Genomic DNA, 20,413 nt, shown 5'->3' on the forward strand with positions numbered 1-20,413 from the left:
CGTGGTCAGCCCGCCGCGGGACCGGCCGATCGCCTCGCCCGGCCAGGGCCCCCTTTTCGGGCCCCGGCCGCATGCTGGTGGGCCCGCACGGTGGTCGAATCGACACACACGACCGTCCAGTCGACCGTGCCGACGGCATCCGAGTGCTGCTGGACATGGGCCAGCAGCCGGTCCCAGGTGCCGTCGGCGGACCAGCGGCGGAAGCGTTCGTAGACCGTCTTCCACGGGCCGTAGCGTTCGGGCAGGTCCCGCCAGGCGGCACCGGTGGACAGTTTCCACAGGATGCCGTTGACCACCTGGCGACGGTCCCGCACCGGGCGGCCCATCCGCGGCGGGGCCAGTAACGGCTCGATCACCGCCCACGACTCATCGGTCAGCTCATGACGACGCACCATGAACAGACCAACGACGCCGACACTTTGCGGACACGACCTAGGTCCGACCGCACGACGGTCAGGGGCGGGGAGGCCGAGGCGGGCGGCGCGGGCCGTGGCGGCCGGGTTGCTGGAGGAGGAGGCGGTGGCCAGGAGGCGGGGCGCAGTGGCGGAACGACGACGCCCGCCATGCGGCGGTCGGCCTCTGCACGACCCGGCGGCCGTCCACCTCGGCGAGGACGGCGACGCAGCGGAGTGAGCGGATGTGCGTCAGGCGGAGGCGGGCGGCAATGCGCCGAGAACGGCAGCGAGACCATGCGGGTCTCGGCGGGCGATGTTGTGGCCGACGGGGATCTCGTGAACCCGCCAGCCCGAGTCGTTGCGCAACCGCTCGGTCAGGGCCACGAACGGGCTACCCGGCCATGCGCCACCGCTGATGAACGTCCGGCCGAACGCGCAGCCGGAATCGTCTCCCAGCCTGATCGACTGAACGAAGCTCGCCAGTGGGTGCGGTCGCGCGCGAGGGTCGAGTCCTTCGGGCACTGCGACCCATCGACCGTCGGCGCGAGCGCCGGCTATGAACAGCTCCCGGAAGCGGTCGCTGGTCAACGACCAACACGAATCCCCGTCGTCCGGGACATAGGCGTCGATGAAGACGAGCTGATCGAGCCGGTCGCCGAGCCGATCCGCGACACCGGCGATCACCATCCCGCCGTAGCTGTGCCCGCACAGGGCGACGGGCGTTCCGTCGCCGCGTTCGATGATGTCGGTCACCTGGGCGATGTGGGTGTCGAGGTTCGGCGGAGAGTCCACATCGAGTGGACCGTCCGGCTCCAACCCCGACAGGGTCACCGCCTCGACGTGGTGACCGGCTCGGCGCAGCTCAGCAGCGACTGCGTCGAACACCCACCCGCCTTGCCAGCCGCCCGGCACCATCACGAACCTCACCGCGTCATCGTAGGTCAAGCAGCAGCAGACGCGTAGAGCTGGTGATCAGACGCTTCGTCAACGTTCAAGGGTTCGGTGGTGGGCGGCGTTGCCCAGGTCGCGAGGCTGGCGGGAGTCGGGCTGGTCAGTGCAGGATGCTCACGGCTCGGGCGATCACCAGCAGGGAAGTCAGGAGGGCGGAGACGCTCTGCACGCTCATCATCGCTTTGGCGCGGGTCGACAGCGGCATCGTGTCGGTCGGACTGAAGGCCGTGGAGTTGGTCACCGACACATACAGGTAGTCCGCCAAGGTCGGAACCCAGTCCGAGGCGCCGCTGGCGCCGTCGGCGACTTCTTGGACGGCGTCGTCGTTCTCGTCCTGTGAGAAGCGGAAGTCCGCCAGGGGCAGAGCGGAACGGGGCACCTGGGTGCGGCTGACCGGGCCGCCCCGGTCCAGCTCCCAGTAGGCCAGACCGAAGACGATGATGTTGGTGAGCCAGACCTGCAGCGCAGCCACCAGCAGTGAACGGCCGTCCTTCACTCCGGCGTACACCAGCTCATGGATCAGGAGGGTCAGCGCCACGAGATTGCTGACGGCGATGACGGCTACGAGCGCCAGCGAGAGCACCCGGAAGGCCTTCGTCTGCCGGGTCAGACGTTTGGGGTTGATCGCGATGAGCGGAACGAGCAGCAGACATTCCAGGGCGGGGAGCACGTAACGGGGAGCGATCAGCAGTCGCTGCGGCAGGAACAGGTACAGGGCGATCGCGGCAAGCGTCGCCACCACCGCCGGCAGCCGTGCCTCGCCCCTGCGCTCATGGCGAGGATGCCTCGTCCTTGCATCCGCACGCGTACGCGCCATACGGCCTGCCCCTTCCGGTTGCTGCCACGACAACGTCACCGCACCCACGCATCCGTCGACACCACAGGTCGCCGCGACATCTCCAGCATCTACCCCGATCCACAGCGTTGGATCAGCGCGGACGGGTACCCAAGGGGGCCGGCTCACCTGAACCGGTCCGGCTGCGCCGATAGGTCCGCCGAGGCCGGGCACTGGTAGAGCAGCCTGTCGACTTCCTCGGCTCCGAAGGGGAGACCGGCGTCGTCGCGCGCGATCTGGGCGACTTCCTGTGGCTGCCGGCCGGCGGCTTCGGGCCCTGGGAGGCAGCCACCTCCCACGAGCCCGGCTGGGTGCCACATCCCCAGGCCTGCCCCAGACCGCTCTCGAAGCCGAGACTGACGCCGGCCAGGCTGACACGGGACGGGGCCTGGTGACAACTGTCACCAGGCCCCGGGGTGATGGCGGTCAGCGTCTGCGGGCCCAGCCGGAACCGATACCGGCCACGTGCAGAGCCAGGGCGGTCAGCCCCAGCAGCATCACGTTCGTCGAAGAGAACACATCGTTGGTGCTGAGATCCGCCGCGTTGATCAGGAACGACACGAAGAACAGCACCGCCGCGACTATGCCGAGCATGAGACGAACTCCTCTCGAAGGTGGGTGAGACCCGTATGCCCGGTCATCGCCTCCGCAGACGTCATGTCATCCCCGACCAGCGCCGCCCCGCCAGACGCGGCCCCGAAACGAGTCGGCGGGGCCGGCGACGGTGACGGGCTCAGGCGTGAGCGTGACGAGGGCCTGCCGCCTTGCGGGACGCGGCGTGATGCGCGGGCCGGCCCGTCTTGGGGACTTCCAGGCGCCGCAGGGACAGGTCGGCAGTGATGAGGAGACCGGTGAAGACGGCGAGAAGGAGGACGCAGGCCCACATCTGCCGGCTTCCCGGCGCCTGCCAGCCGGTCCAGGCGGCGCACACCGCCCACAACAGGAGACCCCCGGCATAGAAGGAACGGATCCGGTGCATCTGCCGCACGGCCCGCAGGAACATGACGCGCTCAGTCATCGGTGCCATGCCGGGCCGTATACCCCGAAGCGCCTCGACCGCGCATCACGATCAGCCCGGCCTCCGACAGCCGTCCCGAACCGCGGCCCGCTCGCCCTCGTCCGCGCAGTCCCAGCACTGTGTTCGGTCAGAGCCGGGTGGCCGGCCAGGTGGTCACCGCCGCGGTGAGGATGAGCACGGCGTTGAGCGCGATCCGGCGGTCTTCGCTCGTCAGGTGGACGGCGATCGCGCCGGTCTGCAGGAGTACGAATCCGATGGCCGCGGCCGGCGCCAGCCAGGGGGCGATGCCGGTCAGCGGCGGCAGGATCAGGCCGGTCGCGCCGAGTACTTCGACCGCTCCCAGGGCCTTGAGGGCAGGCAGGGGTATGCGGTCGACCCAGGCCATCATCGGCCGGAGTTGATCGCGGCCACGGACCACCTTCAAGGTGCCTGCGTAGAGGTAGAAGAGGGCGAGCAGTCCTGCGAGGGTCCAATAGGCGACGTTCATCGTTTCCGTTCGTAGGTCACCGGTTCGGCGGGCTCGGTCGCGTACCGGCTCATCGCGTCGATGTTGGCCTGTGGTGTCAGCGGCCTGCCGTCGGCGAGCACGTCCCGCAGGTCCCGGAAGTACTGCACGTACAGGTCAGGGGTGAAGGTGCTGAGCATGAGGGCGGGTTGGTCGGTCGGATTGGCGAAGGTGTGAGGGGTGCCGGGCGGAATCATCACGAGTGTGCCCGTGGTGGCGTCGTAGTCCTTGTCCCCGACGGTGAACCGCACGGTGCCGGAGAGGATGTAGAAGCCCTCGTCGTGTCGGGCGTGGCGGTGCTGCGGCGGTCCCTGGGTGTGAGGGGCGAGGAGCGACTCGGTGATCGCGAGGCGGTGTCCGGTGTGGCTGCCGTCCTCCAGGACCCTCATCCGTGTGGTGCCCAGAATGATCATCTCGCCGTCGCCGGGGCCGCTCACCGATATCGCGGGGTGGGTGTGCGGCTCGCCGGTCTTGGTCTCTTCGGTCATGCCCACGAGTTCACCGCCGGGTCCCCGGGCCTGTCCAAGACCTGTCCCGCGGCGCCGATACCCTGCCGGTATCGTTGCAGCGTGGAGCTGCGGATCCTGCGTTACTTCGTGACGGTCGCCGAGGAACTCCACTTCGGCCGGGCCGCCGCCCGGCTGCACATGAGCCAGCCGCCGCTGAGCCGGGCGATCAAGCGGTTGGAAGCCGATGTCGGGGCCCTGCTCTTCACTCGCTCGCCGGCCGGCGTGACGCTCACTGCGGTGGGCACGGTGCTGCTCGACGAGGCGCGGGCGCTCCTCGACCACGCCGACCGCGTCCGGGTACGCGTGGGCGCGGCGGCCGGTGTCGCGACCATCACCATCGGCATCCTGGGCGACGGCACCGACCCGGGAGTGGCGAGGCTGGCCGCGGCCTACCGCCGGCAGCACCCCGGTATCGACGTCCGTATCCGCGACACCGATCTGACCGATCCCACCTGCGGGTTGCGTGCCGGACTGGTGGACGTGGCGCTGACCCGGGCGCCGTTCGACGAGACCGGCCTGACGGTGCGCGCGCTGCGGGCCGATCCGGTCGGCGTGGTCGTGCGCGCTGACGATCCGCTGGCCCGCCGCGACGAACTGCGGCTGGCGGAACTGAGCGGCCGCCGCTGGTTCCAGTTCCCGCGCGGCACCGACCCCCTCTGGCAGTCGTACTGGAACGGTGGCACGCCACGCGAGGGTCCACAGGTGCGCGCCGTCCAGGAATGTCTGCACGCCGTGCTGTGGAACGGCACGGTCGGCCTGGCCCCACTCGGACACGACCTGCCCGCGGAGCTGGCCGTGGTGCCGCTGGTCGACATGCCGCCGAGCCGGGTGGTGGCGGTGTGGAACGAGGGTGACACCAACCCGTTGCTCCGATCGTTCATCGAGATCGCGACGACCGCGTACCGTCGCTGAGCATCGGCAACCGGTGCTGCCGCTCGTGAACAACGGCCGGGTCGTGGCTCGGCTTCTGCGAGTTGAGGGGGTGCTCACGCGCGCACGGTCCGCCCGGCTCGGCTTGCCTAGGGCGCGCTGACGGCTCCTGAAGGAGGAACTGCCGGCCCGAGGGCATAGTGGGAGCTCGGCGGGCGGACCGTCGCCCGCCCCCCGGGCAGGGGATCAGCCCTCGTCCGGATCCTGCACGTCCATGCCGGTGCAGGCCAGTTGTTCGGCCACCTCCGCGCAGGCCTCGACGCCCCGGGGGGAGCGTACGGAGAGCATCGGACTCGTGTAGCCGGTGGTGTCGTCGGCCGGGTAGGTCGTGGAGAGGACGTCCCGGCCCGCGCGTACCGAGACCTCGCGGGCGTGCGGGGAGCGCACCCGCACCTCCGACCAGGCGGTACCACAGGCCGGGGAGTAGCGCAGCCGAACGGTGTAGGCGGGGTCGGTGACGGTGCTGGTGGTCCGCGCGTCGCGTGCGCAAGCCGTCGCGTCGGGCAACTCGCCCCGGCAGGAAAGCCTGAGGCAGTGCGGGACCGCCATCACGACGGGCGTACCGGGCGAACCGCTCTGGTCGTGCGCAGCGACGGCGGCGTCCACCACGGCCGTCACCCCCGCCAGCGCGAGTACGCACAGTGGCAGCCACCGCCGCCCGCCCGAGCGCCGGGGTCCGATCCCGTCCGGGGTGCTCCCGGGCGAGGGCCCGTCGGCGGTGTGCTCGGTGGCCTCCCACAGGGCCAGTACCGCGTCGGGATCGACGCGGGCCAGCCGGGTGAGTGCCTCCACGGCCGGCCGCGGTGGCCGCTGAGCACCGGTCAGGTAGCGGTGCCAGGCGGACTTGCTGTACGGGGTGCGCGCTGCCAGCGCCGCCAGGCTCAGCCCCGTACCGTCCTTCAGTTCCCGCAGTCTGACCAGCAACGGTTCGTCGGGCGCGGTCGGTTTTTCGGGGTGGGGCATGGTGCGTCCCTCGACTCCTTTTCCACTATGGGCGCTTCGCCCTTGATGCCGGAATGGCTTCCCGAGAGGAAGGCCGTTGCAACACTCAGTGAGGTGTGAGGAGGGTGAGGCACATGAGCGCGTCGAAGACCTGTTCGGGGACGCGTGCTCCTCGAACAGGCCTCGACGGTCGGGACGGGCGGTGGTTCAGGGCGTACGGCGGTGAGGGGCCGTCAGCACCACGGGAGCGTGGCGCCGACCCTGACGTAACGGGCGGAGACATAGCCCCTGTGGTGGGTCAGCCGGTACCACGTGTGGTTGCCGGACACCCCGGTGCCGTAGCGCCGGCAGGTGAGGGCCACGAGCCGGTGGTGGTGCCGGTGGCCGACCACCCGGTAACCGGTGCCCGGGCCGGAGCGGACGTTCAGCGCGAGGCGGTGCGTGACCACGCGGCCCACGGCGGGGATGCCGCGCCGGTACGACGTGGTCTGCACGATGACGCGGCGGAGCCCGTGGGTGCGGTGCGCCGAGTGGAGGCGGCGCGCGGCGTGGTACTTGCGGTGGACGCTGCGGTGGTGGCGGGCGGTGCGGTGCTTCGCCGACTGGGGCCGGGTCGGCGCGGGCAGCAGCGAGGGGAGGGTGTGCCGCACGCCGGCGGCGGGCGTGGGGTACGGGGTGGTGCCGCCCGTCGGGGCGGCGCCGGCCGCCGTGGGCAGGATGGCGAGCACCGCGACCGCGGCCAGCAGGCCGCTCTGCAGGGTCCGTCGGATCATGGAAACCTCCGGGCTGTCGTTCTCGTGACCACGCACCGTGATCACGACAGCCAGCGTTTCCGTGACGAACTGTCAGAATGCCGTTCCCACGTCCCATGGGACACCGGGGACGTCCCCGGGAACGGGCGGGGCGCGGGGGACGGGGCACCGGCGGTGCCGAGCCGCCCCGGCACGCCGACGCGGCGACGGCGTCCCAGGCCGTGTCCGGCCGCTCCGGGATCACTGCCTTGATGCCGCGTCTGCGCAGGTAGGAGCGGTTCTCCGGGGATGAGTAGCCCTGGTGGGCGACGACCCGCTCGGGTCGGGTCCTGGGCCGGCCACCGATCAGCCGCTGGTGAGCCGTGTGGAGCGAGCCGAACTCATCGGCGAGGTCCCGCCAGGGCGAACTGGTGCGGTACTTTCACGCGATGGCCCCGAGCGTGCGGAGGTGCCGGGCCCCGCGCCTCGATGCGGTGGGGGGCTCGCGCGCGTACGGGTCCACTCGGGCCGTGACGACCTCACCGACGCACAACAGGAGTGGCACGCCACCTAGAAGCCCAGATCACTCAGCCCCGGGTGGTCATCGGGACGACGCCCGAGCGGCCAGTGGTACTTGCGTTCTTCTTCTTTGATGGGGAGATCGTTGATGCATGCCAGGCGAACCCGCATGAGTCCCTCGTCGTCGAACTCCCAGTTCTCGTTTCCGTAGGAGCGGTACCAGTTGCCCGAGTCGTCATGGCACTCGTACGCAAAGCGCACGGCGATGCGATTTCCGTCGAACGCCCACAGCTCCTTGATCAGTCGATAGTCCAGCTCTCTATGCCATTTCCGAGTGAGGAAGGCGACTATTTCGTCGCGCCCATTGACGAACTCTGCGCGGTTGCGCCAGCGACTGTCCCTTGTGTAGGCGAGGGCTACACGCTCAGGGTCTCGGGTGTTCCATCCGTCTTCGGCGAGTCGCACCTTCTCGATTGCGCTCTCCCGAGTGAAAGGGGGTGCAGGAGGATTGGACACCATTGCAGCTCCCACGACGTCATGAGGTTTCGCATCCGCTGTCCGCCCCGGACACCGGCAGGAATCTCGTAAGGCCTGCTGCGGGCGGTTGCCGAGGTGTTGACCGGCTTGCCATCGTGCGCGGGTCGCGCATGCGGCCGAGGTGAGTCCGTCCGCTGGACGCCCCGAGCGAGCCTGATCCCGTCCGGCATTCATTCCATACCGGCCTGTCATTGATCGCAACAGCGGATCGAGACCACGCCGACCCGCCCCACCGGGTCGGCGGCCCGTGCAGTGCCGGGCCTTCACCCGTTCACGGCATCCATACTTCCGCCGCTTACTTGCCGCCAGCACGCCGCCGGAGCCTCAAAAGAGGGCGGACCACCGCAGCGAGCACTCGGAGCTCCCGGGGCGGGCTGAGCACCAAGCGATCCGCGGCCACCTGCGCCGCCGGCAGCTCCGCGCAGTCATCCCGCGGCCGTCGGACCGGATCGGTCACCGTCTGCGGTGGGACCGCCGGGGCGGACGCCCGCCCGGCTTCTACTTCAGCAGCCCGTGCTGCCTGGCGTAGGCGTCCGCCACATCCTCGGGGTCCTTCTTGTCCTTGTCCACCTGCCGGTTCAGCTCGGTGAGCTGGGCCGTGGTCAGGAGGTTGCCGAGTCGGGCGAGGGCCTTGCGGACGGTGTCGTCGGCCTTGCGGTCGGCGATGAGCGGAACGATGTGCTGGCTGGGGACCAGTTGCTTGGGGTCGGCGAGGACCACCCAGTCGTTGGCCTTGATGTCGGTGTCGGTGGTGAACAGGTTCGCCACGTCCACGTTCCCCTTCTTCAGGGCGCCCTTGACCAGCGGACCGTCCGAGTCCAGCGACTTGAATTCCTTGAATTCCACGCCGTACACCTCCTTCAGGCCGACCGCGCCGACCTGACGCTTCTTCACCTCGGGCGCGGCGCCGATGATCAGCTTGCCGTTCTGTTCACGCAGGTCGGCGAGGGAGGTGAGCCCGTACTTCTCGGCCGTCTCCCGGGTGACGACGAAGGCGTCCGAGTCCTCCGCCATGCCGTAGGGCAGCACCTGGAGCCCGGAGGGGAGCGCTTGGGTGAGAGCGTTCTGCATGGCGCCCGACTCGGTAGCGGTGGACTTCGGGTCGAGGTAGTTCAGGAGAGCACCCTGGTACTCGGGCAGCAGGTCGATGTCGCCGCCCCTGAGCGCGGGGATGACGATCTCGCGGGTGCCGAGGTTGGGGCGGACGGTCACCTTCACACCGACGCCTCTCAGAGCGGCCGCGTAGAGATAGCCGAGCACCTGGTTCTCGGTGAAGTTGGCCGTGCCGATGGTGACTCCGCCCTTGCTGGAGCCGCCACCTCCGGCGGCGGAGCCCTGGCCGTTGAGTGAGGTGATGCCGCTCCCGCAGGCGGCGAGGGCGGGGACGGAGGCGACCGTGAACAGGCCGCCGAGGAGGGAACGTCGGTTCATTGGTCGTTTTCCCTACGCGGTGCGGTGACGGAAGAGGAAGCGCTGGAGGGCGGCGAGAACCAGGTCCAATGCCACGGCGACCACGGCGACCAGCACCGCGCCGCCGAGCACCTGTACCAGGTCCCGCTGGGCGAGGCCGTCGAAGACGTAGCGCCCCAACCCGCCGAAGGAGACATAGGCCGCGATGGTCGCCGTGGCCACGACCTGGATCAGGGCCAGCCGCAGGCCCGTCATGATCAACGGAAGCGCAAGCGGCAACTCGACCTGGAAGAGGACTTGATGGCCGCGCATGCCCTGTCCGCGTGCGGCATCGCGCACGTCCGGGTCGACGGCGTTCATCCCGGCGTACGTATTGGTGGCGATCGACGGGACCGCGAGTGCGACCAGGGCGACGTAGACCGGCAGCATCGACAGGCCGCCGGCGAGGAAGACCAGGACGACCAGGCCGACGGTCGGCAGGGCACGACCGAAGGAGGCGAGGTTGATCGCGAGGAACGCGCCCTTTCCGGTGTGGCCGATCACCAGGCCGATCGGGAGGCCGATGCCCGCGGCGATCAGCGTGGCCAGCAGGGAGTACTGGAGGTGTTCGGCAAGACGGTGGGCGATGCCGTCGGGGCCGGCCCACTGGGAACCGCTGACCAGCCACGTCCCGAGGTTCTTGAACAGTTCGTACATCAGGCCCGCCTCCTGGTCCACGGGGTGAGGACGTACTGGACGGCGACCAGCAGGGCGTCCGCGACGACGGCGAGGAACAGGGTGAGAACCACTCCGGTGATCACCGGGGTCGGAAAATTGCGCTGGAAGCCGTCGGTGAAGAGCTGGCCGAGGCCGCCGTCGCCGATGTAGGTCGCGACGGACACCAAGGAGATCGACATGACGGTGGCGATGCGGACCCCGGCCATGATCACAGGCAGCGCGAGCGGAAACTCGACGGTGAGGAGAGTGCGCAGGGGGCGCGTGCCCATCGCCTTCGCCGCCTCCTTCACCTTCGACGGGACCGAGTCCAGACCCTCCACCGTGTTCCGCAGCAGGACGACCAGGGTGTAGATCGTCAGGCCGATCACGGTGGTGGTGCGAGTCAGACCGCTGACCGGCAGGAGCAGAACGAAGATCGCGATCGACGGGATGGTGAACAGCACGTTGGAGGCGCCGAGCAGGAAGCCGCGCAGCCAGGATGTCCGGTGGGCGACCACGGCCAGCGGAAGCGAAACCAGCAGGCCGAGGGCGACGGCCGTCAGCGCGGCCTGCAAGTGGGAGAGGGTGAGGGTGGTGAGGTCGTCGGTGTGGGTGGATATCCACGACCAGTCGATCGTCATGCGGCCCTGCTTTCCTTCGCGCGGCCCGCTCGGTGGCGACGAGGGGGTCGCGCGAGCGGGGCAGTGATGGGTTTCATGCCGATTGCCGTCCGTAGCGTTGGGGGTCCGCTCCTTCTTGCAGGCCGCCGGCCAGGCTCTGCGGACCATCGCCTGGTGGGGCGAGGACGCGCAGAACGAGTCCGCGAAACCATTTGACGGGCCGAGAGCCATCTTGTGCGGCGGCTGCGCCATGCTCCGGGACCGCAAGCCTCACCAGCCCCAACTCCGGCGTGCGGCTCGGCTTCGGCATCAGGCGGCCGCCCTCACTTCGGTGTGGGCCCGGCCGGCGTGCTCGTGGATGTCGTCGCGGGTGGAGACGCCGGTGAGGACGCCGTCGGCGTCGACACGGACGATCAGGCCGGTGGGAGAGGCGACCGATTCGTTGAGGGCTGCGAGGAGGGAGTCGCTGTCTTTCAGCGGCCGCACCGGGATCTCGGCGTCCCGAGCGGCCCAGTGCAGGGGCTTGTTCCGCGTGTCGAGGACGAGGGTCCAGGTGTCGCCTTGCGGAGCCGGGCCTTGGGGGACCTCGGCGAGGGTCTTCAACGACAGCAGTTTCAGTCCGCGTTCGGCGCCGAGGAAGTCGGCCACGAAGTCGTCGGCCGGGCGGGCCAGGAGTTCGGCGGGTGGCGCGCACTGGACGAGGTGGCCGCCGGTGCGGAACACCGCGATCCGGTCGCCGAGTCGTACGGCTTCGTCGATGTCGTGCGTGACGAACACGATGGTCTTGCTCAACTCCTTCTGGAGGCGCAGCAGTTCGTCCTGGAGTTGGGTGCGCACGACCGGGTCGACCGCGCCGAACGGCTCGTCCATGAGCAACACCGGCGGGTCGGCGGCGAGGGCGCGGGCGACGCCGACGCGCTGTTGCTGACCACCGGAGAGCTGGTGGGGGTAGCGCTTGCCGGCCTCGGCGGCCAGGCCGACGGTCTCCAGGAGTTCTGCGGCTCGGGCCCGGGCCTTTCTGCGGTTCCAGCCGAGGAGCAATGGGACGGTGGCGATGTTGTCGAGCACCGTGCGGTGCGGGAAGAGGCCGGCCTGTTGGATGACATAGCCGATGGAGCGGCGCAGTTCGGCCGCGTCTCGCCGGGTGACGTCCCGGCCGCCGACGCGGATGGTGCCCGAGGTCGGTTCGACCATCCGGTTGATCATCCGGAGAGTGGTCGTCTTGCCGCAACCGGAGGAGCCGACCAGGACGGTGATGCCGCCTTCCGGCATCTCGAGGCTGAGGTCGTGAACCGCTGTGGTGCCGTTCGGGAAACGCTTGTGGACCGCATCGAACTGGATCATGAGATGTCCCTTGCCCGGCTGTATAACGTCATGCAGAGTTCTCTGTGTCTGAATAGCTTGTCAACGGTTCGACGCCAATCCGCTGCACCAGATGATCGAACAGCAAGACAAGATGCCCGGTTTGAGGGGAGTTCGAGTGTGATGTCGTCTCGCATCGTGGACGCGTCGGAGTGGGTGCCGTCCCCGCGGGCCACGACCGTCGTCCTGGACGGCAACGGCCTCGGCGTCGAGGACGTCGTACGCCTCGCCGACGGTGCCGCGCGCCCCGTCCCCGAGACTGACGCGATGCGGCGCGCGGAACACACCTGGAAGGCAGCCCGCCAGATCGCGGCCACCGGACGCGTCTACGGCCGCTCCACCGGAGTGGGCGCCAACCGGAACGAGGACGTGCCCGCCGCGGCCGCCGCCGGCCATGGCCTGCGCCTGCTGCGCAGCCATGCCGGTGCCATCGGCGAACAGCTGCCCGCCCGCCAGGTGCGCGCGATGCTCGCCGTCCGCGCCAATCAGCTGCTGGCCGGCGGCGCCGGCCTGCGACCCAGCGTGATCACGGCGCTGTGCAAGGCCCTGGAGACCGGCGCCCACCCGGTCGTCAACGAATTCGGCTCCGTCGGCACCGGCGACATAGCCGCCCTGGCCCAGGTCGGACTCGCGCTCGCTGGAGAACATCCCTGGCGCGGTGCGGGCGCCCCCGAACCCCAGCTACTCGACAACAACGATGCCCTCGCCCTGATCAGCAGCAACGCCCTGTCCCTCGGCCAGTCCGCGCTCGCTCTGCACGAACTGCGCGGGCTCGTCGGCGCCACACAGGTCGTCGCGGCGCTCTCCCTGCTCGCCGTCGACGGCTCCCACGAGGCCTACTCCGCGCCCGTGCACGCTGCCCGACCGCATCGCGGCAGCGCCGAGGTGGCCCGGCGGATGCGAGCGCTCATAGGCTCCGCCGACCGGCCGACCCCGCCGCTCGGCCGCATCCAGGACCCCTACGGCTTCCGCTGCCTGCCCCAGATCCACGGCCCCGCGCACGACGCCGCCGACGCCCTGGAGCAGGTCCTTACGGTGGAGATCAACGCAGCCGCCGAGAACCCGCTCATCGCTCCCGAGGACTTCACCGCCTACCACCACGGCGGCTTCTACCAAACCCAACTCGCCCTCGCACTGGACCACTTCAGGCTTGCGCTCACCCAGGTGGCCCGCCTGTCCACCTCCCGCCTGTCCACGCTCAACGAGCCCACCTACACCCGACTGCGCCCCTTCCTCGCCGATCACGAGCCGGCCTCCTCCGGCGTGATGATCCTCGAGTACGCGGCCGGGGCGGCTCTGGGCGATCTGCGGGCGTTCTCCGCGCCCGCATCGCTCGGCCACGCCGTACTCTCCCGGGGCGTCGAGGAACAGGCGAGCTTCGCCTCGCTGGCCGCGCGACAGGCCCTGCGCTCGTGCGACGCCTACCGTCTGGTGATCGCCTGCGAACTCGTCGCCGCCGTCCGCGCGCTGCGCCAGCGCGACCTGAGACCCGACCCCGGGCTACCGGCGGGACAGGCGTTCGCGCTCGCCGAGAGCGTCCTCAACCCGGACACAGCCGACCGTCCCCTCACGGACGACGTGACAGCGGCAGCCGCACTGCTGGACCGGTTCGCGGCCATCTGAATCGCGGAGCGGCCCAACCGCCTGCCATGCGCCCGCGTATTGTGAAGGGTGCGATCGCGTGGGACCTGAACATCGACTCCACGGTCTGTCGCGCCCATCGGTATGCGGCCGGGGCCCGCAAGCAGGGCGACAGGCAGAAGGAACCACCGGGTGGCATCTATCTGCCTGCGGGGCCGAACGGCACCCCCTCCGCACGGTCTCGGCTCATCGTGGCCCTCGGATGCCCCACGTGTGACCAGCGCGTGCGGCCTGTGAGCGGCGAGACCGCTCAGCGCTCCCCGGCCGGCCCCGGCCACAACGCCCGCACCGCGTCAGGCACCTCGGCCACAACAGTGGGATCCAGAAGAGCCACTTGAAGGATGTAGCCGGGGAGGACGGACAGCATCGTCGAAGCGATCGCCTCGGCCGTCACGTTCGTGGGCAGACCGCCCTGTTCCTGCTGGTGACGCACCAAGGTGACCAGATTGGCGCGGATGCCGCCCATGAGGTCGTCGAGCTTGCGCGCCAGCGAGCGGTTGCGCATGGCCTCTGCCCAGACCAGAACAGCAAGGCCGGCCACGTCTTCCTCGGCGGACTTGGCCCGGATCACGTCGAGCAGCTCCGCCATGACGGCCCCCATGGATTGGCCCTGCCGGTTCTTCGCGACGGCGAGAGTGATGTCGAGGACATCGCGCATGTTCTCCTCGGCGATCGCGAGGATCATCTCGTCCTTGCTGGTGAAGTGTCGATACACCGCACCCGCGGACAGCCCCGCCTCCGTGAACAGGTCCTGCATGGACGTGGAGTGGAAACCGTCACGGAGGAAACAACGGCGCGCCGCGTCCAGGATCTGCGCACGGCGGGCGTCCATGTGCTGCTGGGTGACCTTGGGCATGAGGCCAGCCTATCAAAGAAAACGAACATTCGTATTGACGTTCCCCAGCGACGCGGGTACAACTGTGGCCAAGAAAAACGATCATTCCTTTTTACGGAAGGCTGGGTTGTGAGGAACCCGTTGTCAGGACACCCGGGATGGCGCGAAGCGGCCATCGCCGCCGTGGCACTGCCCGTGATGATCACTCTGGCGGTGATGGCGTTCGCGTGGCCGGCGGGACGGATCTCGCCGCGTGACGTCCCGGTCGGGATCGTGGGGACCGGGCCGGCCGGCCAGCACGCGGTGGAGGGACTGACCCGAGCGAAGCCCGGCGCGTTCGACTTCCACCTCTATCCCGACCGGCAGGCCGTGCGGTCGGCGATCGAGAACCGGGAAGTCTACGGCGCCTTCGCCATCTCCGGCCGCGGCATCACCGTGCTGAAGGCCACCGCCGCCAGCCCTTCCGTAGCCCAGTTGTTGACCGATGTCGGACACCAGCTGGCCGACAAGGCCAACCAGCAGATCGCCCGGCAGAAGGCCGCCGCCCATCCCCCGGCGAAGGCCCGCAAGCAGGCGGCCGCTCGGCCGGGCGCCGGCCAGCAGAAGGCCGCCGGACCGGCAGCCACCGGTGCTGACTCCTCCGCGAAGATCCTTGTCAAGGCGGTGGACGTGGTGCCCCTCGCCGCAGAGGACCCCCGGGGAGTGGTGTTCAGCTCATCGGTCTTCCCTCTCACGATCTGCGGCATCCTCATCGGGGCGTTCGTCACGACGGCTCGCACCCTGGCACGCGCGCGAAACCAAGTGCTGACACTTCTCGTCGCATGCGCCGTCGCGGCCCTGGGCGTCTATCTCGTGGCCCAGGGTTTCCTGGGGGCGCTGCCCCACGATCACGTGGCCACGTGGGCGATCCTGTCGCTCTTTCTGATCTCCATCAGCGCCACCGCTGCCGGCGTCGTCCGGCTCCTGGGCCCGGCGGGCCTTGGTCTCAGCGCGGCGCTCATGGTCTTCGTCGGGAACGCATGCTCCGGCGCCACGTCCGCTCCGGAGATGCTCCCCGAAGGCGCGGGCTACGTCGGCCAGTTGCTGCCCCCCGGTGCCGGAGCCAGTCTGCTTCGCGAGACGACGTACTTCGACGGCAACGCCGGTGCCGGCCACCTTGCCGTCCTCGCTCTGTGGAGCGTCTGCGGGCTCACGGCAGTCATGTGCGGCCACCGGGTCACCGGGGCGGCCCGGGGCGCGAAGACCAGTGCGACCAGGGAGTTGCTCCCGGCCTCGCCGGGGCCCGGCGCCGCTTCGCCGATTCCGCACCACACCCACGCCCACGCCCGTCGCCATGACGGTGACGGCTGATGGCGAGCGCTCCGTGCGCGCGATCACGCTCCAGCCGCCAAGGACCTGGGCCCTGTGTCGAGCGAATGAGGCACTGACGCACGGCTGCTCCCCGGCCTTCGTCGCCTCGGGCGCCATGTTTCCGGGCGGAGGGCGTGGATCGCGGTCGTGGCTGTCAACGCGCGCAAGCCCCATAGCCAGGGCGCCGCTGTCCGCATAGGCCGGCATCACGAAGGGCGCGCTCCTCCACGGGGCCGGACCGCCACCCAGGGGCGCGGCCCGCAGACACAAGGACTGCCTCCGGACACGTACACGACCACGGAGTACTGCGCGAGGTGTCGCACCGCGATGCCTCGCGCCGTACCGGAATGGAACACACACCATGACCATCCCCCGACATCCCCAGCCGAAGCACCGGTCCGGACACCCGCCGTCGGACGACAGCTCTCCGGCCATCACCCGGGCCTTCGCCCTGCTCAGCAGGCGCTGGAACGGTCTGATCCTGATGGCCCTGGCCAACGGCCCGGCCGACATCGCGCACATTCGCGGGCGCGTCCCCGGCATCAGCGACCGCATGCTCGCCCAGCGCCTCCAGGAACTGACCGCGATCGACCTGATCGCCCAGGACGTGCCGCCCGGGCCGTCGTCGAGAACCCGTTACGCACTCTCTCCGCACGGCAAGGCCTTCCTCGTTCCTCTGGCCGTCCTGTTCCTGTGGGCAGAGGATCACCTTCCAGCGAGCGGCTCGTCGGCATCGGATCAACCGGCCACGCCGGGCCGCTGACCAACCACGGGGAAAGGGTCTGCGTCCGCCGAGACTCCCCGTCGATCATTCGCCCAGTCCAACCGGCCGACGCACTCCCGTGTTCTCGGCTTCCCCAGCCGAGGGCCTTGGAAGGCGATCAAGTATGCCGGTCCGCACGGCGCGGCCGAGCGGGTTGCACCCGGCGGCGGGACAAGATCGTTGCTCAGGGCGGTGGGGACGCGGCCGGACAACGGCCCTGTCCACCGCCATTGCAGACAGATGGCCGCCGTGTCCTCACGTGACGCCGACGGGGGCCAGCGCGTGCATGCCGAGCAGGCCGGCAGGCGGTCCCAGCACGAACAGGACTCGCCACCGACGGTGCGGCGGGAGCGGGGCGGGCTGCTCGGTGGGCTGAGGCCTTCCCCGGACTGTCGGTGCCGGGTGGCACCTCTGGCACATTCGCTGGAACACCTTCCGCAGCTGACCCCGCACCAACCACTCGACGATTCCTACAGACGCACCGCAGCCGGGTCCCCGTCCGGTTCGAGCCCCGCATCCGGCGGACGCGACGAAGAGACTGCCGGGCTGGGACCGGCCACGCAGGAGGCGGGGATGTCAGGAGAGCCGGTCGGTGTAGCGGGGGGCTGCGAGGTGGCGTTCCTGTCGGCGAGGACGTAGACCTGACGACGGCGAACGTACCGGCGGTGGGGTCAATGACCACGGTCCGGTTGTCGCCCTCGTGGCACAGGGTGATCCGGCACGGCTCGTCCAGCGTGACGACCTCACTGCCGGCGATGTTGCGGATGCAGTTGAGCGGACCGACGGCGGCGACCTCCCACCGGTGCGGCCCCGTCCTTGAAGGCGACGGGCCAGGCCGGAGGAAGGCCAGGGGGCTTCGTCGAAGGTCTGGGCGTCGTCAGGGGCGGCGTCGGAGGTCGGAGAGTCGTCAGAACGGAATCAGAGACCGTCGACGAAGGTGACCGTCTCGTCGAGCGGCGCCCGTCCTATACGGGCGTCACCCGCTGTGACGTCTTCGTGCCCGATGGACATGCCGCAGAAGAGGACAAGTCCATCCGGAGGTGACAGGACTTCCGCGACGGACTTGTGGTACTTCGCCCAGGACATCTGCGCACAGCTGTGCAGTCCTTCGGCGCGGAGCAGCAGCATGATGCTCTGCAGGTACATGCCGACATCGGCCCATTGGGGCGAACCCATGCCCTTGTCGATGTAACAGAACAGGGCGGCGGGTGCGCCGAAGCAGTCCCAGTTCGCGGCGGCCGCCCGCTGGCGCGCCTCCAGGTCCTCACGCGCGATGCCGAGCGCACCGTAGCGCTGCTCGCCGAAGGCGGATCGGCGCTCGCGGTACGGAGACTTCAGTTCGGGCGGGTACATCTGGTACTCCGGCGTGTCCCACGGGTCGCCCGAGGCCAGGCGCTCGCCGGCGCGCTTCTTGAGTTCCGCCAGTGGCGCACCGGTCACCACGTAGGTGTGCCACGGCTGGATGTTCGAGCCGGACGGGGCCCAGGCCGCGGCGGACAGCACCCGCTTCAGCGTCTCCCTCGGCACGGGCCGATCGGTGAACGCACGCACCGCCCGTCGGCTCGCGACCGCCTCGTAGACGTCCATGACCGCCGGCCTCCATCTGCTCAACGGGTTCAGCTTCGTTACACTCAAGATAGTATCAGTCGATACCATATCGATCGCAACGACCTACGCGTACGATTCCGTCCCTTGGCCTCGCCACGGGCTCCGCACCTTGGAGGAAGTCCATGACCACGCTTCTGCACATCGACTCGTCCGTGTTCCGGGGCGAGACGTCCTCGTCCCGTTCGGTCACGGCCGCCTTCCGCAGGATCTGGGAGGAGCAGCACCCGGGAGGTACGGTGATCTACCGCGACCTCGCCGCCGGCCCCGTCCCGCACATCACCGCCGACGCCTGGTCCGCCGGTTACGCCGCCCCGTCCGAGCGCACCCGGGAGCAGTCCGCCGCGTTCGCCGCTCGCGTGAAGCTCATCGAGGAGCTGGAGCGGGCTGACACCGTCCTGATCGGCGCCCCCATGTACAACTTCTCGATTCCCTCGACCCTCAAGGCGTGGCTGGACAGCGTGCTCCTACTGGGCCGCACCGCCGGCGAGGCCCCTTCCGCCCAGGGCACCCCGGTCGTCGTCGTCGCGAGCCGTGGCGGCTCCTACGCCCCAGGCGCCCCGCGCGCGGGCTTCGAGTTCGTACAGAACTACCTGGAGGCCGTCCTCGAGCACACCCTCGGTCTGGACCTCGACTTCATCGTGCCGGAACTCACCATGGCCCCCCGCAACCCGGCCATGGCAGAACTGGTCCCCCTCTACGAGGCTTCTCGCGAGCGCGCCTTCGAGGAGGCGACCGCCAAGGCCAAGGAACTCGCGGAGCGCCTCGCCGCGTAACCCCGTGGACGCCGTGTGAGGCCCCACTCCAAGAGGTCACACTGCGTCCACGCCGCGTGCGCCCCTTCCGACGATGCGCCTCACCCTGCCCCTGGGCCACGGCGGCCCGGCTCTGAGGGCGCCCGGTGTCCGGCCTGTCGGCAGGGCTCGCACCGGGACGACGGTGATGGTGCTCGGCCAGGACGAGGAGCACACCACCGGGCACACGTGTGGCGCGGCACCCGCGCGGACGACGCGGCCCCGTCGGCGACGGCCCCGGCCGCCCGTCGTCAGGCCGACGAATGACGACCACAGTCCTCACGGCCGGGTTCGCTCCGGACGCCGCACGAGACAGCGCGCCGACGCGGCCGACGACCGGTGCCTCCGCGCGCTCACGCCTCGCCGTCTGCCGGATGGGCGAGGCGGGTCAGCAGATCCGTCAGCTTCTCGGGCTCGCCGGGCCCCAGTCCCGCGATCAGACGCTCAGCCAGCGACTCCGCCGCCACGTGGGCCGCATCGAAGAGCTCCCGCCCCTGCGGGGTGATCTCCACTGCCCGCACTCGCCGGTCCGCTGGTACGGCCTTGCGTACGGCGAGCCCCTTCCGCTCCAGGTCGTCCACGACCCGCATGATTCCCGCCTTGTCCGAGCCCGTCGCCGCCGCCAGGTCCCGCTGCACCGTGGGGCCGTGGTTGACCAGCTCGATCAGCACCGCGAAATGCCGCAACTCGATGCCGAGCGGCCGAAGGGCCTCCCCCATCACCGCTGCCGCGCGCCAGTGCGCCCGGCGCAGCAGCAGTCCGAGAGCGAAAGGCGACGTGTCACCGGGGCGGTCGGTCGCACGCGAGGCGGTGGTTCGGTGAGAAGCGTCAGCGGGCATGGGGCCAGACTACTTCGTTCGATACGGTATCGGTCGTAACTAAATGGCTGGGTGCGGCATGTCCAGCCGTCCATGGACACGTCGGGGCCGCCGACGAACGGAAACGTCGAAGTGGTCGTGGTCGGCGGCGTGACGGCGGCCGATCGCCTGGCTCGGCACGATGGCGTGTCGGTGACCCTGGTCAATCCGCGTCCCGGGTCCACGATGCCGAGCGCCGGGTGTCTCCGGCGGGCGGCGGCACGGTCTCGTACGGCTACCTCGTCCACGCGGTGGGCAGCGGCGGCGCCGATCCCGGGGTGCCCGGAGCAGCTGGGTGTGACCGCCCTCTAGGGTTCCCGCGCGCAGGTGAGGGAGGTGACGCTGTACAGCTGGACGACGGCCGCGAGCTGCCCAGCGCGGTGACGATCTGGACCACGGGATTCTGCGTCCCGGACCTGGCCGCCCGTTGGCGGGCTGAGCATCGACACCTAGGGACGCCTACTCGCCGACGCGACGCTGGCCAGTGTGGACGACGTACGCAGCGTCTCTGCCGGGGACGCCGCGGACGACCGGAACGAGGGCGTCACCCAGTTCTCCCACCTGGACCCCCCGTCCCCCACGACCACGTCCGCCCTCCCTCAGCACGC

General features: G+C 69.9%; 21 protein-coding genes and 5 pseudogenes. 8 read left to right on the top strand and 18 right to left on the bottom strand.

Features of this window, described 5'->3' with window-relative positions; genetic code table 11:
* The 3 genes and pseudogenes from AB0946_RS39000 to AB0946_RS39010 form a co-directional block, all read right to left on the bottom strand.
* Nucleotides 1–395 (bottom strand): annotated as a pseudogene (locus AB0946_RS39000) (IS5 family transposase); the annotation flags it as partial.
* A 249-nt stretch (nucleotides 396–644) separates the two neighbouring features.
* Complete coding sequence (locus AB0946_RS39005) at nucleotides 645–1,322, bottom strand: alpha/beta fold hydrolase (RefSeq protein ID WP_366765476.1); 678 nt, start codon at nucleotides 1,320–1,322, stop codon at nucleotides 645–647.
* A 124-nt stretch (nucleotides 1,323–1,446) separates the two neighbouring features.
* On the bottom strand, nucleotides 1,447–2,163 hold the full coding sequence (locus AB0946_RS39010; protein WP_366765477.1) for a hypothetical protein: 717 nt from the start codon (nucleotides 2,161–2,163) through the stop codon (nucleotides 1,447–1,449).
* Nucleotides 2,164–2,336: 173 nt separating this feature from the next.
* On the opposite strand from AB0946_RS39010, the pseudogene AB0946_RS39015 reads away from it, so the two are divergent.
* Nucleotides 2,337–2,471 (top strand): annotated as a pseudogene (locus AB0946_RS39015) (SMI1/KNR4 family protein); the annotation flags it as partial.
* A gap of 136 nt (nucleotides 2,472–2,607) precedes the next feature.
* Here AB0946_RS39015 and AB0946_RS39020 read toward each other — a convergent pair.
* From AB0946_RS39020 to AB0946_RS39035, 4 genes are all read right to left on the bottom strand, one after another.
* On the bottom strand, nucleotides 2,608–2,775 hold the full coding sequence (locus AB0946_RS39020) for a hypothetical protein (RefSeq protein ID WP_199808327.1): 168 nt from the start codon (nucleotides 2,773–2,775) through the stop codon (nucleotides 2,608–2,610).
* Between the two features lie 139 nt (nucleotides 2,776–2,914).
* On the bottom strand, nucleotides 2,915–3,208 hold the full coding sequence (locus tag AB0946_RS39025; protein ID WP_366765478.1) for a hypothetical protein: 294 nt from the start codon (nucleotides 3,206–3,208) through the stop codon (nucleotides 2,915–2,917).
* A 118-nt stretch (nucleotides 3,209–3,326) separates the two neighbouring features.
* Nucleotides 3,327–3,686: a DoxX family protein gene (locus tag AB0946_RS39030; RefSeq protein WP_366765479.1), complete on the bottom strand. Its 360-nt coding sequence runs from the start codon at nucleotides 3,684–3,686 to the stop codon at nucleotides 3,327–3,329.
* A complete protein-coding gene (locus AB0946_RS39035) occupies nucleotides 3,683–4,192 on the bottom strand; it encodes a cupin domain-containing protein (protein ID WP_366765480.1) in 510 nt (169 codons plus the stop codon). The genes AB0946_RS39030 and AB0946_RS39035 overlap by 4 nt, the downstream gene beginning before the upstream one ends.
* Before the next feature lie 81 nt (nucleotides 4,193–4,273).
* Between AB0946_RS39035 and AB0946_RS39040 the strand changes: the two genes are divergently transcribed.
* Complete coding sequence (locus tag AB0946_RS39040; protein WP_366765481.1) at nucleotides 4,274–5,125, top strand: LysR substrate-binding domain-containing protein; 852 nt, start codon at nucleotides 4,274–4,276, stop codon at nucleotides 5,123–5,125.
* Nucleotides 5,126–5,329: 204 nt separating this feature from the next.
* Here AB0946_RS39040 and AB0946_RS39045 read toward each other — a convergent pair whose 3' ends face one another.
* From AB0946_RS39045 to AB0946_RS39060, 4 genes and pseudogenes are all read right to left on the bottom strand, one after another.
* Nucleotides 5,330–6,106 (bottom strand): XRE family transcriptional regulator, encoded by a 777-nt coding sequence (locus tag AB0946_RS39045; protein ID WP_366765482.1) that lies wholly within the window; start codon nucleotides 6,104–6,106, stop codon nucleotides 5,330–5,332.
* A 212-nt stretch (nucleotides 6,107–6,318) separates the two neighbouring features.
* Nucleotides 6,319–6,858 carry a hypothetical protein gene (locus AB0946_RS39050; protein ID WP_366765483.1) on the bottom strand — a complete coding sequence of 180 codons (540 nt, stop codon included), beginning with the start codon at nucleotides 6,856–6,858 and terminating at the stop codon, nucleotides 6,319–6,321.
* Between the two features lie 196 nt (nucleotides 6,859–7,054).
* A pseudogene (locus AB0946_RS39055) lies at nucleotides 7,055–7,189 on the bottom strand (IS5/IS1182 family transposase); the annotation flags it as partial.
* Between the two features lie 197 nt (nucleotides 7,190–7,386).
* Nucleotides 7,387–7,854, bottom strand: coding sequence for a nuclear transport factor 2 family protein (locus AB0946_RS39060; protein ID WP_366765484.1), 468 nt, complete (start codon nucleotides 7,852–7,854; stop codon nucleotides 7,387–7,389).
* 400 nt (nucleotides 7,855–8,254) lie between these two features.
* Between AB0946_RS39060 and AB0946_RS39065 the strand changes: the two are divergent.
* A pseudogene (locus AB0946_RS39065) lies at nucleotides 8,255–8,371 on the top strand (IS5/IS1182 family transposase); the annotation flags it as partial.
* Here AB0946_RS39065 and AB0946_RS39070 read toward each other — a convergent pair.
* The 4 genes from AB0946_RS39070 to AB0946_RS39085 all read right to left on the bottom strand — a co-directional run bounded on the left by AB0946_RS39070 (nucleotide 8,371) and on the right by AB0946_RS39085 (nucleotide 11,942).
* Entirely contained in the window at nucleotides 8,371–9,303 is a 933-nt protein-coding gene (locus AB0946_RS39070; protein WP_366765485.1) for an ABC transporter substrate-binding protein, read from the bottom strand. The pseudogene AB0946_RS39065 and the gene AB0946_RS39070 sit on opposite strands and share 1 nt — an antisense overlap.
* A gap of 12 nt (nucleotides 9,304–9,315) precedes the next feature.
* Nucleotides 9,316–9,978, bottom strand: coding sequence for an ABC transporter permease (locus AB0946_RS39075; protein WP_366765522.1), 663 nt, complete (start codon nucleotides 9,976–9,978; stop codon nucleotides 9,316–9,318).
* Nucleotides 9,978–10,619, bottom strand: coding sequence for an ABC transporter permease (locus AB0946_RS39080; RefSeq protein WP_366765486.1), 642 nt, complete (start codon nucleotides 10,617–10,619; stop codon nucleotides 9,978–9,980). The genes AB0946_RS39075 and AB0946_RS39080 overlap by 1 nt, the downstream gene beginning before the upstream one ends.
* Before the next feature lie 288 nt (nucleotides 10,620–10,907).
* The gene (locus tag AB0946_RS39085) at nucleotides 10,908–11,942 is read right to left on the bottom strand and encodes an ABC transporter ATP-binding protein (RefSeq protein WP_366765487.1); all 1,035 of its coding nucleotides are present in this window, start codon (nucleotides 11,940–11,942) and stop codon (nucleotides 10,908–10,910) included.
* Nucleotides 11,943–12,083: 141 nt separating this feature from the next.
* Here AB0946_RS39085 and AB0946_RS39090 point away from each other — a divergent pair, with 141 nt between their 5' ends.
* Complete coding sequence (locus AB0946_RS39090) at nucleotides 12,084–13,583, top strand: aromatic amino acid ammonia-lyase (protein ID WP_366765488.1); 1,500 nt, start codon at nucleotides 12,084–12,086, stop codon at nucleotides 13,581–13,583.
* 268 nt (nucleotides 13,584–13,851) lie between these two features.
* Here the strand turns inward: AB0946_RS39090 and AB0946_RS39095 are convergent, their stop codons facing one another.
* Nucleotides 13,852–14,457, bottom strand: coding sequence for a TetR/AcrR family transcriptional regulator (locus AB0946_RS39095; protein ID WP_366765489.1), 606 nt, complete (start codon nucleotides 14,455–14,457; stop codon nucleotides 13,852–13,854).
* Nucleotides 14,458–14,619: 162 nt separating this feature from the next.
* Between AB0946_RS39095 and AB0946_RS39100 the strand changes: the two genes are divergently transcribed.
* Nucleotides 14,620–15,786, top strand: a complete 1,167-nt coding sequence (locus tag AB0946_RS39100) for an ABC transporter permease (RefSeq protein ID WP_366765490.1) — start codon at nucleotides 14,620–14,622, stop codon at nucleotides 15,784–15,786.
* Between the two features lie 361 nt (nucleotides 15,787–16,147).
* Complete coding sequence (locus AB0946_RS39105) at nucleotides 16,148–16,549, top strand: helix-turn-helix domain-containing protein (RefSeq protein ID WP_366765491.1); 402 nt, start codon at nucleotides 16,148–16,150, stop codon at nucleotides 16,547–16,549.
* Between the two features lie 918 nt (nucleotides 16,550–17,467).
* Here the strand turns inward: AB0946_RS39105 and AB0946_RS39110 are convergent.
* Nucleotides 17,468–18,136 (bottom strand): nitroreductase, encoded by a 669-nt coding sequence (locus AB0946_RS39110; RefSeq protein ID WP_366765492.1) that lies wholly within the window; start codon nucleotides 18,134–18,136, stop codon nucleotides 17,468–17,470.
* A 143-nt stretch (nucleotides 18,137–18,279) separates the two neighbouring features.
* On the opposite strand from AB0946_RS39110, the gene AB0946_RS39115 reads away from it, so the two are divergent.
* The gene (locus AB0946_RS39115; RefSeq protein WP_366765493.1) at nucleotides 18,280–18,930 is read left to right on the top strand and encodes an NAD(P)H-dependent oxidoreductase; all 651 of its coding nucleotides are present in this window, start codon (nucleotides 18,280–18,282) and stop codon (nucleotides 18,928–18,930) included.
* Nucleotides 18,931–19,301: 371 nt separating this feature from the next.
* On the opposite strand, the gene AB0946_RS39120 is transcribed toward AB0946_RS39115, so the two are convergent.
* Nucleotides 19,302–19,787: a MarR family transcriptional regulator gene (locus tag AB0946_RS39120; RefSeq protein WP_366765494.1), complete on the bottom strand. Its 486-nt coding sequence runs from the start codon at nucleotides 19,785–19,787 to the stop codon at nucleotides 19,302–19,304.
* A gap of 72 nt (nucleotides 19,788–19,859) precedes the next feature.
* Between AB0946_RS39120 and AB0946_RS39125 the strand changes: the two are divergent.
* Nucleotides 19,860–20,330 (top strand): annotated as a pseudogene (locus AB0946_RS39125) (hypothetical protein); the annotation flags it as partial.
* Nucleotides 20,331–20,413 lie beyond the last annotated feature (83 nt).

Source organism: Streptomyces sp. NPDC046870 (assembly GCF_040704595.1).
GTDB classification, from domain to species: Bacteria; Actinomycetota; Actinomycetes; order Streptomycetales; family Streptomycetaceae; genus Streptomyces; species Streptomyces argyrophylli.

Bases quoted from the DNA above. Each gene is read 5' to 3' on its own strand.
- AB0946_RS39010 (WP_366765477.1), bottom strand. From the start codon at position 2,163: ATGGCGCGTACGCGTGCGGATGCAAGGACGAGGCATCCTCGCCATGAG.
- AB0946_RS39020 (WP_199808327.1), bottom strand. From the start codon at position 2,775: ATGCTCGGCATAGTCGCGGCGGTGCTGTTCTTCGTGTCGTTCCTGATC.
- AB0946_RS39025 (WP_366765478.1), bottom strand. From the start codon at position 3,208: ATGGCACCGATGACTGAGCGCGTCATGTTCCTGCGGGCCGTGCGGCAG.
- AB0946_RS39030 (WP_366765479.1), bottom strand. From the start codon at position 3,686: ATGAACGTCGCCTATTGGACCCTCGCAGGACTGCTCGCCCTCTTCTAC.
- AB0946_RS39035 (WP_366765480.1), bottom strand. From the start codon at position 4,192: ATGACCGAAGAGACCAAGACCGGCGAGCCGCACACCCACCCCGCGATA.
- AB0946_RS39045 (WP_366765482.1), bottom strand. From the start codon at position 6,106: ATGCCCCACCCCGAAAAACCGACCGCGCCCGACGAACCGTTGCTGGTC.
- AB0946_RS39050 (WP_366765483.1), bottom strand. From the start codon at position 6,858: ATGATCCGACGGACCCTGCAGAGCGGCCTGCTGGCCGCGGTCGCGGTG.
- AB0946_RS39060 (WP_366765484.1), bottom strand. From the start codon at position 7,854: ATGGTGTCCAATCCTCCTGCACCCCCTTTCACTCGGGAGAGCGCAATC.
- AB0946_RS39070 (WP_366765485.1), bottom strand. From the start codon at position 9,303: ATGAACCGACGTTCCCTCCTCGGCGGCCTGTTCACGGTCGCCTCCGTC.
- AB0946_RS39075 (WP_366765522.1), bottom strand. From the start codon at position 9,978: ATGTACGAACTGTTCAAGAACCTCGGGACGTGGCTGGTCAGCGGTTCC.
- AB0946_RS39080 (WP_366765486.1), bottom strand. From the start codon at position 10,619: ATGACGATCGACTGGTCGTGGATATCCACCCACACCGACGACCTCACC.
- AB0946_RS39085 (WP_366765487.1), bottom strand. From the start codon at position 11,942: ATGATCCAGTTCGATGCGGTCCACAAGCGTTTCCCGAACGGCACCACA.
- AB0946_RS39090 (WP_366765488.1), top strand. From the start codon at position 12,084: ATGTCGTCTCGCATCGTGGACGCGTCGGAGTGGGTGCCGTCCCCGCGG.
- AB0946_RS39095 (WP_366765489.1), bottom strand. From the start codon at position 14,457: ATGCCCAAGGTCACCCAGCAGCACATGGACGCCCGCCGTGCGCAGATC.
- AB0946_RS39105 (WP_366765491.1), top strand. From the start codon at position 16,148: ATGACCATCCCCCGACATCCCCAGCCGAAGCACCGGTCCGGACACCCG.
- AB0946_RS39110 (WP_366765492.1), bottom strand. From the start codon at position 18,136: ATGGACGTCTACGAGGCGGTCGCGAGCCGACGGGCGGTGCGTGCGTTC.
- AB0946_RS39115 (WP_366765493.1), top strand. From the start codon at position 18,280: ATGACCACGCTTCTGCACATCGACTCGTCCGTGTTCCGGGGCGAGACG.
- AB0946_RS39120 (WP_366765494.1), bottom strand. From the start codon at position 19,787: ATGCCCGCTGACGCTTCTCACCGAACCACCGCCTCGCGTGCGACCGAC.